Annotated in this window: 13 protein-coding genes; 6 read left to right on the top strand and 7 right to left on the bottom strand. The window is 71.5% G+C overall.

Features of this window, described 5'->3' with window-relative positions:
• Nucleotides 1-100: 100 nt before the first annotated feature.
• A complete protein-coding gene (locus EDF23_RS07750) occupies nucleotides 101-3,775 on the bottom strand; it encodes a S8 family serine peptidase (protein WP_165901054.1) in 3,675 nt (1,224 codons plus the stop codon).
• A gap of 161 nt (nucleotides 3,776-3,936) precedes the next feature.
• On the opposite strand from EDF23_RS07750, the gene EDF23_RS07755 reads away from it, so the two are divergent.
• From EDF23_RS07755 to EDF23_RS07765, 3 genes are read left to right on the top strand one after another with little or no spacing between them, the layout of a single operon-like run.
• Nucleotides 3,937-4,602: a TetR/AcrR family transcriptional regulator gene (locus EDF23_RS07755; RefSeq protein ID WP_123937467.1), complete on the top strand. Its 666-nt coding sequence runs from the start codon at nucleotides 3,937-3,939 to the stop codon at nucleotides 4,600-4,602.
• Entirely contained in the window at nucleotides 4,599-5,360 is a 762-nt protein-coding gene (locus EDF23_RS07760; protein WP_131921314.1) for a hypothetical protein, read from the top strand. Before EDF23_RS07755 ends, EDF23_RS07760 begins: the two co-directional genes overlap by 4 nt.
• Nucleotides 5,357-7,591, top strand: a complete 2,235-nt coding sequence (locus EDF23_RS07765; protein WP_131921315.1) for a YhgE/Pip domain-containing protein — start codon at nucleotides 5,357-5,359, stop codon at nucleotides 7,589-7,591. Before EDF23_RS07760 ends, EDF23_RS07765 begins: the two co-directional genes overlap by 4 nt.
• 96 nt (nucleotides 7,592-7,687) lie before the next feature.
• Here the strand turns inward: EDF23_RS07765 and EDF23_RS19180 are convergent, their stop codons facing one another.
• A complete protein-coding gene (locus tag EDF23_RS19180; protein ID WP_165901055.1) occupies nucleotides 7,688-8,368 on the bottom strand; it encodes a DUF559 domain-containing protein in 681 nt (226 codons plus the stop codon).
• Nucleotides 8,369-8,847: 479 nt separating this feature from the next.
• Here EDF23_RS19180 and EDF23_RS07775 point away from each other — a divergent pair, with 479 nt between their 5' ends.
• Nucleotides 8,848-9,843 (top strand): LacI family DNA-binding transcriptional regulator, encoded by a 996-nt coding sequence (locus EDF23_RS07775; protein ID WP_131921317.1) that lies wholly within the window; start codon nucleotides 8,848-8,850, stop codon nucleotides 9,841-9,843.
• Nucleotides 9,844-9,934: 91 nt separating this feature from the next.
• On the opposite strand, the gene EDF23_RS07780 is transcribed toward EDF23_RS07775, so the two are convergent.
• From EDF23_RS07780 to EDF23_RS07795, 4 genes are all read right to left on the bottom strand, one after another.
• Complete coding sequence (locus tag EDF23_RS07780) at nucleotides 9,935-10,582, bottom strand: TrmH family RNA methyltransferase (RefSeq protein WP_123672028.1); 648 nt, start codon at nucleotides 10,580-10,582, stop codon at nucleotides 9,935-9,937.
• A gap of 87 nt (nucleotides 10,583-10,669) precedes the next feature.
• On the bottom strand, nucleotides 10,670-11,536 hold the full coding sequence (locus EDF23_RS07785) for a hypothetical protein (protein ID WP_131921318.1): 867 nt from the start codon (nucleotides 11,534-11,536) through the stop codon (nucleotides 10,670-10,672).
• Nucleotides 11,537-11,555: 19 nt separating this feature from the next.
• On the bottom strand, nucleotides 11,556-11,852 hold the full coding sequence (locus tag EDF23_RS07790; protein WP_131921319.1) for a DUF4190 domain-containing protein: 297 nt from the start codon (nucleotides 11,850-11,852) through the stop codon (nucleotides 11,556-11,558).
• A 50-nt stretch (nucleotides 11,853-11,902) separates the two neighbouring features.
• Nucleotides 11,903-12,598 (bottom strand): TetR/AcrR family transcriptional regulator C-terminal domain-containing protein, encoded by a 696-nt coding sequence (locus EDF23_RS07795; RefSeq protein WP_131921320.1) that lies wholly within the window; start codon nucleotides 12,596-12,598, stop codon nucleotides 11,903-11,905.
• Nucleotides 12,599-12,780: 182 nt separating this feature from the next.
• Between EDF23_RS07795 and EDF23_RS07800 the strand changes: the two genes are divergently transcribed.
• The gene (locus EDF23_RS07800; RefSeq protein ID WP_111086157.1) at nucleotides 12,781-13,578 is read left to right on the top strand and encodes an HAD-IIA family hydrolase; all 798 of its coding nucleotides are present in this window, start codon (nucleotides 12,781-12,783) and stop codon (nucleotides 13,576-13,578) included.
• Nucleotides 13,579-13,580: 2 nt separating this feature from the next.
• Nucleotides 13,581-14,393 (top strand): methyltransferase domain-containing protein, encoded by an 813-nt coding sequence (locus tag EDF23_RS07805; protein WP_131921321.1) that lies wholly within the window; start codon nucleotides 13,581-13,583, stop codon nucleotides 14,391-14,393.
• Nucleotides 14,394-14,461: 68 nt separating this feature from the next.
• Here the strand turns inward: EDF23_RS07805 and EDF23_RS07810 are convergent, their stop codons facing one another.
• Nucleotides 14,462-15,340: a CPBP family intramembrane glutamic endopeptidase gene (locus EDF23_RS07810; RefSeq protein WP_165901056.1), complete on the bottom strand. Its 879-nt coding sequence runs from the start codon at nucleotides 15,338-15,340 to the stop codon at nucleotides 14,462-14,464.
• Between the last annotated feature and the right edge of the window lie 25 nt (nucleotides 15,341-15,365).

Here is a 15,365-nt window from a genome sequence, read left to right on the forward strand (position 1 = left end):
TCCGCCGGATCCCGTTCCGTGAACAGAAGATGTCGGGTCCGAACGCGGGACCCGACATCTTCTGCTCACCATGTGCGGCGCGCGGACGCGCTCGCGGCGACTACTTGCGCGACACCTTCGCGGTCGACTTGGACGTTGCGGTTCCGTCCTTGTAGCCCGAGGCGTGCGCGGTCACCTTGACGGAGAACTTGTGTCCCGCGTCGGACGTGCCGAGCTTGTACGTCGCAGCGGTGGCCTTCCCGACGACCTTGCCGTCGCGGAGCCACTGGTACTTGTACGTCGCCTTCGTCGTGCTCCACTTGCCGTGGCCGGCCGACAGCTTCGAGCCGACCTTCGCCGTCCCGCTGACCGTCACCTTGCTGCCCGCGGCGAGCGCGAGCGTGGGCGGGGTCACCGAGATGGTCGACGTGCCGGCCTGCTTGCCCGACGCGTTGCCGAGGTGCAGGAGCAGCACGGTGGCCTTCGTGACACCCGAGGCGCGGGTGACCCGGAGGGCGCCGGAGTCGGCGAACAGGACGCCGGTGCTGCGGCCCTGCGCGAAGGACAGTGCCGGCTTCGACGGGTCGAACGAGGCGCTCTTCGTCTCGTCCACCACGGAGGAACCCGTGGTCGCGGCACCCGGGGCGTACGCCGACTCGGTCAGGACCGAGTAGGTGAACTTGCCCTTCGCGCCGATCAGCGCACCCGTGGTCGTGAGCACCTTCACCGAGCTGTCGAAGGTGTTGACGTCCTGGCCGGGTGCCCCGCCGTTCAGCGGCTGGACGTCGACGACCGGGTCGACGTCCGGGTCGTCCGACGCGGCCTTGGCCAGGTCGATCGTCGTCGCGAACGTCGCGTCCACCGCGGCGGACTTGGCGTTGTAGACCAGGTAGTCGGGCTCGCCGTCACGGTTCGTGTCGATGAGCACCTCGACGTTGGTCACGGCGCCGGGGTTGGCGTCGGGACCGGCCGTCTGGATGCCGAACGCGATCGTGTCCGAGGCCTTGTCGTAGCTCGCGCCGTAGGAGCGGATGTCCGCTGCCTGCAGCGAGCGCTTCGCCGAGCCCGCCGGGAACGACTCGACCGGGTCGGTCCCGCCGAGTACGAACGGTGCGACGGCGGCGTGGTAGCCGGTCGTCAGGCCGCCCTGGTCGACCGTGCGCCCCTTGAGCGTCAGGTCGGCCGACTTGCCCGGGCCGGTGAAGGCGACGGTGGAGCGACCCTGCACGGAGCTGACGGGCTTCGGTGCGAGGTACGCACCGACGCGCAGCGGCACCGCGGTCGTGTCGGTCGGCGTGAACGCCACGATGCCCGAGGCGGCGGTGACGAACTCGCGCTGGTAGCCCTGCTGCACCGACTCCTGGGTGGGGTCGATGACGCGGCGGAGCTTCGTCGGGTCGGCGATCGTGAAGGTGAGCTTCACCGTCGCGGTGCGGTTCGCCGGAACGGTGACACGCTTCGTGTTGAGCGCGAACGTCACGCCGGGCTGCGACACCTGCGGCTGGTAGGCCACGTCGTAGGTGTGCGCGACGCCGTCGGTGTTCGCGATCTGGAGGGTGCGGCTCTCGGTCGTCGCGCTCGAGACCTCGACGACACCGAACGAGGCGGTGACGAGCAGGTCGTTCTCGACGCTCCGCACGGTGGTGCCGGCGGTCACGGCCTGCAGGGCGTCGACGCGGCCGGTGCCCTGCCGGAGCAGGGTCGCCGATCGCGAGCCGTCCTTGACGTCGTGCGTCGCCGTGTTCATGAGCGCCGCCTTGACCTGCGGTGCGCTCCACTCCGGGTGCGCCTGGAAGGTCAGCGCCGCGATGCCCGCGACGTCCGGCGTGGCCATCGAGGTGCCGCTCATCGACATGCGGCCGTCACCGGTGCCGTTGGCCGCCGAGATCACGTTGACCCCGGGGCCGGCGATGTCCGGCTTGACGATGTCGTTGAACGACCCGTGGACGCCCCGGCTGGTGAACCCGGCGAGCGTGTTCACGGCCTCCGGGTCGGTGGCGAGTTCGAAGCCCTTGAGCTCGTCCGCGAAGCGCACGTGCAGGGTCCCCGCCTTGGCAGCTGCCTGGAGGCTCGTGGCGGCGTCCAGCGTCAGCTCGGCTCCGGGGATGGTCGCGTTTCCGGCGATGCCCGAGTCGAAGGTGTTGATCGTGCCCGCGAGCAGGACGCCGATGCCGCCGGCGGCCTGGACGTTGTTGAAGCGCACGCCGGAGCCGCACTCGAGCGCGCCGTCCGTCCACTTCAGCCAGACGACCTTGCCCGCGATCTTCGCGGCGTCGGCGGCGCTGAACGCGGCGCAGCCGTCGATGTTGCTGGTCGGGACGACGACGTCACCCTCGACCGGCAGGGTTCCCGTGAAGTTCTGCGAGTACTGCGACCGGTAGGTCTTCGCGACGTTCGCGGGGGCCGTGGCCTGCACGCCGTCGTACAGCGACTGGCCGGTGGCGCTCGCGGCGACGGTGAGCGCGCCCTCGGCGTTGCCCGGCGAGCCACCGATGTCGGTGAAGTCGTCAGCGTTGCCCGAGGCGATCACGGGCAGGACCCCGCGTGCGGTCAGCGCGTCGATCTTGGCGTTGTCGGGGTCGTCCGGTGCGCCGTAGTCGGAGCCGAGCGACAGGTTCAGGACGTTGATGTCCTTGCCCTCGGTGAGCGCCTGGCCCACCCAGTCGAGCGCGGCGCCCGTGACGTCGGTCGAACCGCCGCCGTCACCGAACACCTTGAGGGCGTAGAGGCCGGCCTCGGGCGCGGTGCCCGGACCGATCCACATGTCCTGCACCTGCTGCGTGGTGAGCTTGGTGTAGTCGCCGTCGAACTGCTGCTTGTCGGCGGTCAGGCCGTAGCCCGCGATCGAGCCGGACACGTGCGTGCCGTGGTCGCCGCCCTTGCCGTCGATGGGGTTGCCGTCCGGAGCCGGCACCGGGTCGTAGGCCGGGTCGGTCGGGTCGGCGTTGTAGGTCGCGCCGGCGAAGTCGTACCCGCCGAGGAACTTCGACGCGTCGTACAGGCTGGGGTCCGGGGCGCCGGAGCTCGCGTTCGCCAGGGCCTGCTGGTAGGCCGCGGTGGTGCCGGGGCCGCCGAAGTCGGCCTGCGTGTAGTCGAGGCCGGTGTCGAGGACGGCGACGTTGACGTCCTTGCCGGTGTGGCCGGTCTGCTGCCAGGCGTTGAGCGAGCGCGTGTAGACGTCGCTCGCGGCGTTATTCGGCGAGACGCCGTCGGCGCCCGGCTTCACGAGGCTCGGGTCCACACCGGACGGAGCGGCGCTCGCGTCGGCGTTGACCGTCGGCTCGACGATCTTCTTCGGCGTGAGCGGGATGATGCTCTCGACGTCGGAACGCTTCGCGATGTCCTGCAGCGCGGAGACGTCGGCGACGACCGCGACACCGGGGACGGTGTACTCGGTCGAGTAGAGCTCGGTGGAGTCGGCGTCGGCGCGCTTCACGGCGGCGCGGACGGCCGCGGTCGTCGACTCGATCGCCTTGACGCGGCTCTTCGCTGCCGAGGACTGCGTCTTGGACTTGGTCAGGTCACCGCCCTTCGCGTTCGCGTCCACCTCGAGGGCACCCTGGCCGGTCGTGCGCACGAAGGCGGCGACGGTCTTGGTGGGCTTGGCGTCGCGCAGTGGTGCGGAGAGCTTCAGGTCGGCCACCGACACCCCGGCCGGAGCTGCGGAGGCCGCGCCCCCGACTGCGAGGCCGCCGCACGTCAGGGCCACGGCGGCGATGCCGGCGGTCAGGACGCGTGCGATGCGATGGGAGTTCGGGGTCGGGTTCGGGTCGTGGTTCGGTGTTGCACGGTTCAAAGAGGGCACTCCAGGCTCAGTCCGTGGTTCGCATGAGATTGCTGTGAAGTTATGCGCTTACATTCAGAAAGGGCAGTCCGCACTTTGGGGGACACCCCCGTTCGAGGGCCGGTCTTCCTGTTAAGTTGCACACACGTGTGCACGTTATTACGATGGGGTTCGTGACCACTGCTCCCCACCCCGCACGCGCACCCCGCCGCGACGCGACCGAGAACCGGGCAGCCCTCCTCGACGCAGCACGGACCTGCCTGCAGCGCGATCCGGACGCCTCCATCGAGACGATCGCCGCGGCCGCGGGACTCTCGCGCCGCGCGGTGTACGGACATTTCCCGTCACGTGACGACCTCGTTCGCGAGGTCGTGACGTCCGGTGCCGCTCGCATCGCCGCGGCCATGCCGACCACCTCGGACCTGCAGGAGCTGCCGCCGGCCGCCCGGCTCGCCGCGATCGCGGTGACGCTCTGGACCGAGGTCTCGCACGTCCGGTCCATGGCCCGGGTCGCGGTGCGCAGCCCGTTCGCCGAGCCCGTCGCCGAGGTGTTCGCACCCCTGCGCGCCCAGGTCCGCCAGGCGTGCACGCTCGGGATCGCCGAGGGCGCCATGCGCGACGACGTCGACCCCGCCACCCTCGGGCGTCTGGTCGAGGGCGCGTGCATCGCCGTCCTCGACGAGGCGACCCGGTCGGGCACCCCGGACGAGGCCGGACGGCGCATGGTGGTGCTGTCGGCGCTCGGCATGGCCGGCATCGACTGGCGCACCGCACTGCTGTCCGAACCCGCGGCCCCGGCCACCGGCTCCGCTGTCTCCCCCGTGAAGGACCCCGCATGACGCTCGAACTCGACCACGTCGGCATCGGCGAGGAGCCCGGCGCGGCACTGCCCGTCGTCTCCGCCGTCGCCGCGCCCGGACACCCCGGGGTCGTCGCCGTCGAGACCGAGCAGGCCCCCGTGCTCGCCTCGCTCGTCGCCGGCGGCCGGATGCAGCCCGACACCGGGCGGCTGCTGCTCGACGGGCACGAGGACGCCGCCGCCGTGCGCCGCGCCTTCGCCCTCGTCGACACCCCGGGCGTCGCCGAGCCCTTCCCCGTGATGGCCGTCAAGCAGATCGTGCGCGAGGAGCTCGCGTTCGCCGCCCAGCGCCCCTCGCGCGACCACGTCGACACCGTGCTCGAGGAGCTCGGCCTGCGGCACTACGCGGACACCCCGGTCCAGCGGGTGCCGACCGCCGTGCGCGTGCGACTGCTCGTCGAGCTCGCCCTGCTCCGCGACGGCGTCACCGGGCTCGTCGTCACCGCGCCCGAGCGGCACGGCGGCGCCGTCGAGGAGTGGTTCGCGGTCCTCCGCGACGTCGCACGACGCGGCGTGACCGTCGTGCTCGTCACCTCGAAGGCCGCAGCCGCGACCGTCGAGACGCTGCTCGACACGACCGAAACCGTCCAGACGCACGACGACGCCGCGACGCACGTCGCGCTCCAGACCGAGGGTCCCGACGACGCGGCCCTGTCCGGCGGAACCGAGCCGGGCCTCCCGTCCGGCCCTTCCGTCACCGCAGAATCCGCAACCGTCCCGACGGAGGCAACCCCGTGACCACCACCTCGCTCGTCCGCGCCGAACTGGCGCGACTCACCGCGACCCCGCTCGCACGGCTGGCGTTCATCGCCCTGATGATCGTGCCGCTGCTGTACGGCGGCGCGTACCTGTGGGCGAACCGCGACCCGTACGCCAAGCTCGACCAGATCCCGGCGGCGATCGTGAACCTCGACGCCGGCGCCACCCTCGACGGCGACCAGGTCGACTACGGCACCGACGTCACGAAGGAGGCGATCGACGGCGCCGACTTCAAGTGGACGAAGACCAGCGCCGCCGACGCGCGCTCCGGCGTGCGGAACGGCACCTACGACTTCGTCGTCACGATCCCGCACGACTTCTCCGAGCACCTGGTGTCCGCGCAGTCCGACGACCCGACGCAGGCGAAGCTCGTCATGACGACGGCCGACACGAACTCGTACCTGGCCTCGACCATCGCGGAGCAGGCCGGCAAGACCATGCGCACGGCCGTCGCCGAGCGCGTCGGCAAGCAGGCGGCGAAGACCCTGCTCGTCGGGCTCGCCGACGTCCGCGACAGCCTCGGCGACGCCGTCGACGGGGCCGACCAGCTCGCCTCCGGCACCGCGAAGGCGGACTCGGGGGCTCGCAAGCTGGCGGACGGCACCGGCAAGCTGTCGTCCGGTGCGGCGGAGCTCGCGTCCGGCATGGCGTCGTTGCCGTCCCAGACCCAGCAGCTGGACAGCGGGGCGCAGCAGGTGGCGTCGGGTGCTTCCACGCTCGCCTCAGGGCTGGCGAGTGCGCAGCAGCAGACGGCGGCGCTGCCGTCGCAGACGCAGCAGTTGAACAGTGGGGCGCAGCAACTGCAGACCGGGCTGCACCAGCTCCGCGACCAGACGTCGACCCTGCCTGCGGACTCGGCGACGCTCGCGTCCGGTGCATCGAAGGTCGCCAGCGGCAACGCCGAGCTCGCCGACAAGGCCGCGCCGTTCATCGCGGGTGTCCAGCAGCTCTCTGCGCAGTCGCCGGAACTCGTCGCGTCGCTGAAGCCCGTTGTACAGGCGTCCACGGTGCTCAACGCTGACCAGAAGACCGAGCTGCTCGCCGGGCTCGACAACCTGCAGACCGGCAGTGCCAATCTCGGCACCGGTGCCGGAGCGCTGTCCGGCAACCTGCAGAAGCTCAAGACCGGCAGCGCGCAGGTGTCCGCCGGAGCATCGCAGCTCGCCGAGAAGGCTCCGTCGCTGACGAGTGGCATCCAGCAGCTCTCCGACGGCTCGGACACGCTCGCCGCCGGGACGTCGAAGCTGGCTGCAGCGGCGCCGACGTTGACCTCGGGCATCTCGTCGGCGGCGGACGGGGCGTCGACGCTCTCGACGGGTGCCGCGAAGGTCGCAGACGGTACGTCTGCGCTCGCGTCCGCCGCACCCACGCTGTCGTCAGGTGCTTCGTCGCTCGCGACTGGCGCAGCGTCCGCCGACAAGGGTGCTTCGTCGCTCGTCTCCGGCTTGGACAAGCTCAAGACCGGGTCGTCGAAGCTCGCCGCGTCGCTCGACGAGGGCCGCACGAAGATCCCCGCGTCGAACGCCTCGGAGCGCGAGTCGCAGGCCTCGGTCATCTCCGACCCGGTGAAGGTCGGGGACGACAACGTCGCCGCGGCGTCGAACTACGGCGCCGGCCTCGCGCCGTTCTTCATCTCGCTCGCGGCCTGGATCGGCATGTACGCGCTGTTCCTCATCCTCAAGCCGATCTCGAAGCGGGCGATCACCGCGGTGCGGAAGCCCCTCGCGGTGGTGTTCGGCGGATGGCTGACCCCGGCGCTGCTCGGCCTGGTGCAGATGGTCGCGCTGTTCTTCATCGTGCGCTTCGCCCTCGACCTCAACGTGGTGCACGTCGGCGGCACGATCGGGATCATGGTGCTGGCCTCGGCGACGTTCGCGGCGGTCATCATGGCGCTCAACGTGCTGCTCGGGTCGGTGGGACAGTTCCTCGGCCTGGTGCTCATGCTCGTGCAGCTCGTCACCGCCGGCGGCACGTTCCCGTGGCAGACGCTGCCGGGGCAGTTGGCGGCGCTGCACTTCGCGCTGCCGATGACGTACTCGGTCGACGCGATCCGGCAGACGATGTACGGCGGGAACCTCGGCGCCGCGTGGTCCGACGCGGGCGTGCTGCTCTGCTGGCTGCTCGGGGCGCTGCTCGTGTCCTTCGTGGTCACGGCGCGGCAGACCCGCTCCCGCACGCTGCGCGACCTGCGCCCGAGCCTGATCGGGTAGCGGGGCGGCGGCGCGGGGCGGGCAGCGTCGCGCGCCCCGCGTTCGCCGAGTGAGCAGAAGACGACGAGTGGCCCGAGGCGACCCGTCGTCTTCTGCTCACTCGGTGCGACCGGAGCGAGGAGCGAGACGAGTCCGATGCGCAAGCAGCTCCCTCAGGTGGTCGACGGCGCCGGACACGTGCACGCCCAGGTCCGACTTCGTCCACCGCACGACCGCCCAGCCGAGCCGCTCCATCTCGCGGTAGCGCCGCAGATCACGACCCCACTGCTCGGCGTCGGTCCGGTGCTGGTCCCCCTCGTACTCGATGACGATGCGCTGCTCCGGGTACGCCATGTCGACGCGCCCCACGAACCGCCCTGCCTCGTCGAGCACGTCGACCTGCAGCTCCGGCTCGGGCAATCCGGCGCGCACGATCGTCAGTCGCGCCCGGGTCTCCTGCGGTGAGCCAGCACCGACCCGCACGAGTTCGAGTGCCGTCCGCAGCTTGCGGACGCCACGGCGGGTGCCGGCTGCGGCGAGCGCGACGGCGAGGTCGCCCGGAGTCGTCGCACAGCGGCCCTCGGTGACGATCGCGTCGCCGAGCACGACCAGCTCGTCGGCGTCGAGCATCGCGCCGCACTCGACCCAGACCGCGTCAGGCGCGCTCGCCGGCATGCCGCGACGAAGTCGGACCGACGCGCGCTCTGCCGCGATGCGGTGCCCGACCACCCCGCTCCGACGGGCTTGGGTCTGCGGCAGCACGCTCGTGATGTGGACCGGATCGTCGTCAGAGCACATGATCGGGAGCCCCCACAGGACTGCGGCCGACAGGTGGCTGATGAACTGGCCAGGCAACAGGACCGGTCGCAGTGCCTGGATTCGCTGGACTTGGTCCGGCTGACGGTCACGCGCCCAGCGGATGGACCGCGTCGGGCAGACGAGGTCTCGGCGCTGGAGCCGTTCACGCGGAACACCCGCACGGTCAGCGGCTCCGACGTCGAACGCTCGCCCGCGGAGCGATGGCGGAAGTGCGCGTGGTTGCATGCGCACCACGCTCGCGCCCCGCGCCCCGCCTCCGCAGGCCGAACGTTTGTTCTGTGCACAACGCACACCGCGCCTCCCGTGTGGAGGACTCGCACCGCGCACCGCGCACCGAGTGAGCAGAAGAAGACGGGTGAGCATCCAGCACCCGTCGTCTTCTGCTCACTCGACGCACCGAACGGAACCCCGCCGCCCGCTACGATCGACGGACGAACCAACGGAGGTCGAAGCGCATCATGGGAGACGGCAAACCCGCGACCATCTACGACGTCGCCGCGCGCGCCGGGGTCTCGAAGTCCCTCGTCTCCCTGGTGTTGCAGCGCTCCCCCCGGGTCAGTGCCCAGCGCCGGGCCGCCGTGCTCACGGCGATCCAGGAGCTCGACTACCGGCCCTCCACTGCCGCGGTGTCCCTCGCCGGCACCCGCAGCCGCACCGTCGGCGTGGTCCTCGACGACTTCCGGAACCAGTGGTTCGTCGACCTGCTCACCGGGCTGCGCGAGGCCCTGCAGGACCAGGGCTACCGGCTCGTCGTCGCGGACCGGTTCCTGAACACGGGGCTCGACGCCTCGCCGGTCGAGGGCTTCCTGTCCATGCGCGTCGAGGGCATCGTCATCGCCGGCGAGCCCGACACCGACCTGGCGATCCCGGCGTCGATGCCGGTCGTCATCGCCGGCGGGCGCGTGTCGATCCCCCGCGCGGACACCGTGGCGAACGACGACCGCGCTGGCGGCGGGATGGCGGCGGAGCACCTGCTCGCGCTGGGCCACACGCGGCTCGGCTTCGTGGGTGCGAGCTCGGCGGCGTCGAAGGAACGCCGCGCAGGGTTCGAGGCAACCGTCGCGGCCAGTGCGGGTGCAAGCGTCGCCGTCGTGGTCCTGCCCGGCGAACCCACCGAAGAGGCCGGATCCCGCGCCCTCGGCGCCCTGCTCGACGAGCACCCCGACGTCACCGCGGTGTTCGCCGCCAACGACGTGATGGCCCTCGGCGCACTGTCCGAACTCGCCGAACGCGGACTCCGGGTCCCCGAGGACGTCTCCGTCATCGGTTACGACGACACCCCCGTCGCCGCCACGCGCTACGTCGGCCTGACGAGCATCGACGATCGCAGCGTCGAGATCGGCCGCGGCGCCGGCGAGCGCCTGCTCGCCCGCATCGCCGACCCGGGGCTGGCCGCCACCGAGTCCCTGGTCGAGCCCCGCCTGGTTGCTCGCCGCACGACCGCCCCGCGCTGACGCGGCTGACGGGAGGCCCGTCCCGCGTCCGCCCCGCCCGCTTCGTGAGCAGAAATGGTCGGGTCCAGGGCCCGTACCCGACCATTTCTGCTCACGAAGTCGCGTCGGCAGGCGCCGCGTGCTGCACGATCCAGCTGTGCATGACGATCGCAGCCGCCGCCGAGGCATTGATGCTCCGCGTCGACCCGAACTGCGTGATCTCCAGGTGCCCGGACGCACCGGCCACCGCTTCGTCGGTGAGCCCGGGGCCCTCCTGGCCGAACAGGAACACGCACCGCTCCGGGATCGCCGCGGTCTCGATGCGATCGGCGCCAGGGGTGTTGTCGATCGCGATCACCGGGCGCTGCTCCTCGGCCATCGCGGCCAGGAACGCCTGCACGTCGGGGTGGTACCGGACGTGCTGGTACCGGTCGGTCACCATCGCGCCGCGCTTGTTCCAGCGCCGCCGCCCGATGATGTGCACCGTGCCGGCCAGGAACGCGTTGGCGCTCCGCACGATCGACCCGATGTTCAGGTCGTGCTGCCAGTTCTCGATCGCCACGTCGAACGCGTGCCGGCGGGTGTCGAGCTCGGCGACGATGGCGTCCATCGACCAGTACCGGAAGTGGTCGAGCACGTTCCGCGAGTCCCCCGCCGCCAGCAGCTCCGGGTCGAGCCGCGGGTCGTCCGGCCAGGGCTCCGGGTGCGGGCCGACGCCGTTCGTCGTCAGTTCGTGCGTCGGGGCGGGCTCGTCGGTCACGCCTCCAGGGTAGAGCCGCGGCGAACCGGGCCGGTCGGCGCGAGTCCCACGACCGTGTTCCAGCCGAACGCCCGCCGCGTCACGGTGTCACTGCGTACCCGGGCGGAGGAAGTCCTCCGGAACGGCACCGGCGTTGGTCGCCGCGAAGATGCGCTTCCGATCACTCGGACGGGTCGGGTCGAACACGACGACGACGGTCGCTCCGAGCACCGGGCCGGTTCCGTCGCGGAACCCTTCGGTCCGGTCGACCCAGCGCTGTTGTCCCTGGAGGTCCGTGAACGTGAAGGTCCAGCGCAGCAGCGTGAAGGAGGCGTCGTGGGCGGTCGAGCCGCTGACCGCGGTGACGATCCCGTCGACCCGGCGCCCCGCACGCAGCAGCTGTTCGAGCCGACCGCGTCGGCCGCCCTGCCCGCGGCGTGCAACCGTCCCGCCGATCAGGGCGACCAGCGCCAGCGCGGTGACCAGTGCGGGGATCCACCACGCAGCGGCGTACCAGATCCAGCCGCCGATGCCCCAGACTTCGTCGCGGCCGAACGCCGGGTCGACGGTGGTCCCGACGCGGTCGACGGGCGCCCACTGCGTCGCGGTCGTCCACCAGAGCCCGGCTGCGGCGCCGACGAGCCAGATGCTCACCGGTCCCACCCCGACGAACTCCGACGCCCGGCCTGCGAAGCGGTGGTTCCACTTCGAGTACATGCCCAGCGTGACGACCGACCCCGTGACCGCGACGGGCATCGCCCACCACGGGTACTCCGGGTCCGGCGTGTCCGAGAACACGCTGTTGACGGTCATGTCCCGGATGGTGCCGAGGACGGACCCGAGCGCGTACCCGGCGACGACGCCGACGGCGAGCAGGAGCGCCGCCCACACGATCGTCAGGACGAGTGCACGGGCGCTGCCCTGCTGCGCGGCGGCCTTCGCACGGAGGGCGGCGGCCGGATCGGTGGTGCTCATGATCGACGTGCGTGGTCGGTCAGTACGAGTACGTCGGATCGGGGGTGTTCGCCGCGAGGACCGCGATCGTCACGAACAGCCCGATGTACAGCAGCGTGACCACCCCACCGACGATGACCGCGGCGAGCGCGAGGCCGCGGCCCCCCTCGGATCGTCTGCGCGCCTGCGACATCGCGACGAGACCGAGGATGAACCCGATCAGCGGTGCGACGAACGCCGCGACGAGCGAGATGATCGCGAGGGTGTTCGTGCGGTGCGGGACGGAACCGTAGGACTGCGGAACGGAAGACTGTGGGGATTGGTACTGAGTGGACATCGTGAAAGACGGTATCTCACATCTTTTTTTGTTGGGAAGCGTACCGAAATTCAGCGGACGCGCGATTCGATCCCGGCGACGAGGACGTCGAGCCCAAGCGTGAAGCGTGCGTCGTACGAGTGCTCCCCCAGGAGCTCTCCGACGAGCGCGTGCCGCTCGGGACGCCCGGCCTCGGCATCTCCACGCCCGATCTCCACCGAGGTGTGCCCCACCACGAAGTCGTACACGACGAAGAACGCGTACATCGCCTCGGCATCGGCCAGCCCGGCGGAGCGGAGCGCCCCGACGACCTTCGCCACGACGGCGTCGGACTCGGTGGACACCAGGGCCCCGCGCCGGCTGTGCGACTCGAGCACCAGGGGGTGGGTGCGCATCAGGTCGCGGAACGTCGTGGCGAAGGTGCGCACCACGGCGTGCCACTCGTCCGGCCAGACGAAGGTGGCGGTGAACTCGTCGACGGTGCGACGGACGAGTTCACCGTGCAGGTCGTCGAGGCCGCCGATGGTCCGGTGCACGGTCATCGGCGCGACGCCGAGCCGCACCCCGAGCGCACGGAACGACAGGCGGTCGAGGCCGTCCTCGTTCGCGATCGCCGTCGCGGCGTCGATCACCTGCTCGCGGCTCAGCACGTTGGGCCGGCCCCGACGTCGTCGCGGTGTCGCCTCGACCAGATCGGGAGCCGCTTCCAGGTCCGGCACCGCAGCGGGGCGGGGCGTGGCGGTCGGGGATCCGGGTTCGACGAGCACGGCGGGTTCTCCTTGATTCGGTACGTGTCCCGAAAAGCCTAGGGCAAAGCCGAGTGGCGTTCGGTGACTCGACCATCTCGGGTCCGGAGCCGACGCGCAAGAGCCGATCCGCGCCTCCCGGCCCCTTCGAAGGAACCCGTCCGACGGGCCGGCCCGTCGGCCGTGCGCAGTAGGGTGAGGCCATGGCGACCCGCGACGACGTCGAGTGCTGGCTGACCGACATGGACGGCGTGCTCGTCCACGAGAACCAGGCCCTCCCCGGTGCCCCCGAGCTCATCCAGCAGTGGCTCGACGAGGGCACCGAGTTCCTCGTCCTGACGAACAACTCGATCTTCACGCCGCGTGACCTCAGCGCCCGGCTCCGGAGCTCGGGCCTGCACGTCCCCGAGGAGCGCATCTGGACGAGCGCCCTCGCCACCGCCGACTTCTGCAAGTCGCAGATGCCCGGCGGCTCCGCGTTCGTCATCGGCGAGGCCGGCATGACCACCGCCCTGCACGAAGCCGGGTTCATCATGACCGAGACCGCCCCCGACTACGTCGTCGTCGGCGAGACCCGCAACTACTCGTTCGAGGCGATCACCAAGGCCGTCCGCCTGATCCGCGACGGCGCCCGCTTCATCGTCACCAACCCCGACGCCACCGGCCCGTCGGCCGAGGGCGTCCTGCCAGCCACGGGCGCGATCGCCGCGATGATCGAGAAGGCGACCGGCAAGCAGCCGTACGTGGTCGGCAAGCCGAACCCGATGATGTTCCGCTCGGCGATGAACCGCATCGGCGCGCACTCCGAGAACACCGGCATGATCGGCGACCGGATGGACACCGACGTGCAGGCCGGCATCGAGGCGGGGCTGCACACCGTCCTCGTGATGACGGGCATCAGCGACCAGGCCGAGATCGACCGCTACCCGTTCCGTCCGAGCGAGGTCATCTCCGGCGTGCACGAACTCGTGCGCACCGCCCCCTTCGAGGTCGAGCTGTAGCGATGCGCTGGGACCCGTCGCGGTACGCCGCGTTCGCGGACGACCGCGGGCGTCCGTTCCACGACCTGGTCGCGCAGGTCGCGTGGCCAGCGGACGATGGACGGGAGGCCCCGCGTCGCGTCGTCGACCTGGGCTGCGGTCCCGGGTCCCTCACCGCCACGCTGGCAGCGCGGTGGCCTTCGTCGCCGGTGGTCGGGATCGACAGCTCGGCGGAGATGCTCGCGTCGGCTGCGGCCGACCCCGCTCTGGCGGGCCTGCCGAACCTGTCGTTCGAGCTCGGTGCGATCGAGGACTGGACGCCCGGGCCCACCGACGACGTCGTCGTGACGAACGCGGCGCTGCAGTGGGTGCCGTCGCACGTGGAGCTGCTGCCGCGGTGGCTCGACGCGATGCCGTCCGGATCGTGGTTCGCGATGCAGGTGCCGGGCAACTTCGAGTCCCCGTCGCATGCCTTGATGCGGTCGATCGGGGCCTCCGGTCCCTGGGCGTCAGCGCTCGACGGTGTCCTGCGCGAGGACCCGGTGCTCGACCCCGCCGGCTACCTCGGCATCATGCTCGACGCCGGGTTCGCGGCCCGCGCGTGGGAGACGACCTACGCGCAGCTGCTGCCGGGCGAGGACCCGGTGCTCAACTGGGTGCGCGGCACCGGGCTGCGACCGGCACTGGCGGCACTCGACGCCGCCGACCCCTCCGGTGCGCTGACGGCGGAGTACGTCGACCGGTACCGGGCGGCGCTGCGCGAGGCGTACCCGGCGAGCACCCACGGCACCGTGTACCCGTTCCGCCGCGTCTTCGCCGTCGGTCGCAAGCCCTGACGGCCCGCGCCACCGGGCGCTGCTGCGCGCGCCCGCGCGCCCGCGCGCCCGGCTCTGGAGCCGGGCCGCTACCGGGCCGGGGCCGGCGCTGCCAGGTCGCCACGGGCCTCCAGGGCGAAGGCCGCCATCGGCGGCACGGAACGCCACCGCTTCGCCAGGCGACGCGGCCGGTCGTCGCGCCACGCGACCATACCGCCCGCGACGATCCCGAAGCCCAGGACGGCGAACGAGAACAGCCCGATCAGGCCGAGCACCACGACGCGACCCGTGTCCGACGGGTCAGCGGTCGCGGAGTACCCGATCGACCCGAAGTCCCAGAACGCGTGCAGCAGCACCGGGACGAGCAGCGAACCAGTCACCCGTCGTGCGACGTACAGCGTGGAACCGAACGACGCCGCGAACACGACCTGGATCACCGTCGGTCCGATCCCGGCACCGGCGAGCGCGTTGAGCAGGTGCAGCAGCCCGAACAGCACGCACGACAGCGCCCACACGCCGAACTCGGGCACCCGGCGACGCAACCCGACCAGGAGCATGCCCCGGGCCATCAGCTCCTCGAACACCCCGACGAACAGCACCCCGACGGTGAGCAGCAGGAAGTAGTGCGCGGGCAGCGCCGTCCAGTCGATCAGGGGCAGCCGCACCAGGCACACCACGAGCGCCAGCCCCGGTGCGAGCGCGGACCAGCGCAGCGGCGTCCGGGTGCGGTCGACGGTCGCGATCCGCCACCACCCGAGCCCGGTGACGACCACGGCGAGCGCGACGGCGGCGATGCCCTCGGGGATCACCAGGGCACGGACGACACTGTCGACGGTCTGGCCGAGTGTCGGGTAGTCGTCGCTCGGCCGTGACCGCCACGCGCTGATCGCCGCGAAGACCACGAGGGGCGCGAGGCCGATGAGCAGCGAGGGCGGGACCGGCCAGCGGCGACGACGGGGTTGGTGCACGTCCCGGTTGTACCAGTGCAGCCGT

This window comes from Curtobacterium sp. PhB128 (genome assembly GCF_004340725.1).
In the GTDB taxonomy this organism is placed as follows: domain Bacteria; phylum Actinomycetota; class Actinomycetes; order Actinomycetales; family Microbacteriaceae; genus Curtobacterium.

Excerpts from the sequence above, each read along its gene's own strand:
- EDF23_RS07785 (WP_131921318.1), bottom strand. The coding sequence starts at position 11,536 with ATGAGCACCACCGATCCGGCCGCCGCCCTCCGTGCGAAGGCCGCCGCG.
- EDF23_RS19180 (WP_165901055.1), bottom strand. The coding sequence starts at position 8,368 with ATGTGCTCTGACGACGATCCGGTCCACATCACGAGCGTGCTGCCGCAG.
- EDF23_RS07805 (WP_131921321.1), top strand. The coding sequence starts at position 13,581 with ATGCGCTGGGACCCGTCGCGGTACGCCGCGTTCGCGGACGACCGCGGG.
- EDF23_RS07790 (WP_131921319.1), bottom strand. The coding sequence starts at position 11,852 with ATGTCCACTCAGTACCAATCCCCACAGTCTTCCGTTCCGCAGTCCTAC.
- EDF23_RS07800 (WP_111086157.1), top strand. The coding sequence starts at position 12,781 with ATGGCGACCCGCGACGACGTCGAGTGCTGGCTGACCGACATGGACGGC.
- EDF23_RS07760 (WP_131921314.1), top strand. The coding sequence starts at position 4,599 with ATGACGCTCGAACTCGACCACGTCGGCATCGGCGAGGAGCCCGGCGCG.
- EDF23_RS07775 (WP_131921317.1), top strand. The coding sequence starts at position 8,848 with ATGGGAGACGGCAAACCCGCGACCATCTACGACGTCGCCGCGCGCGCC.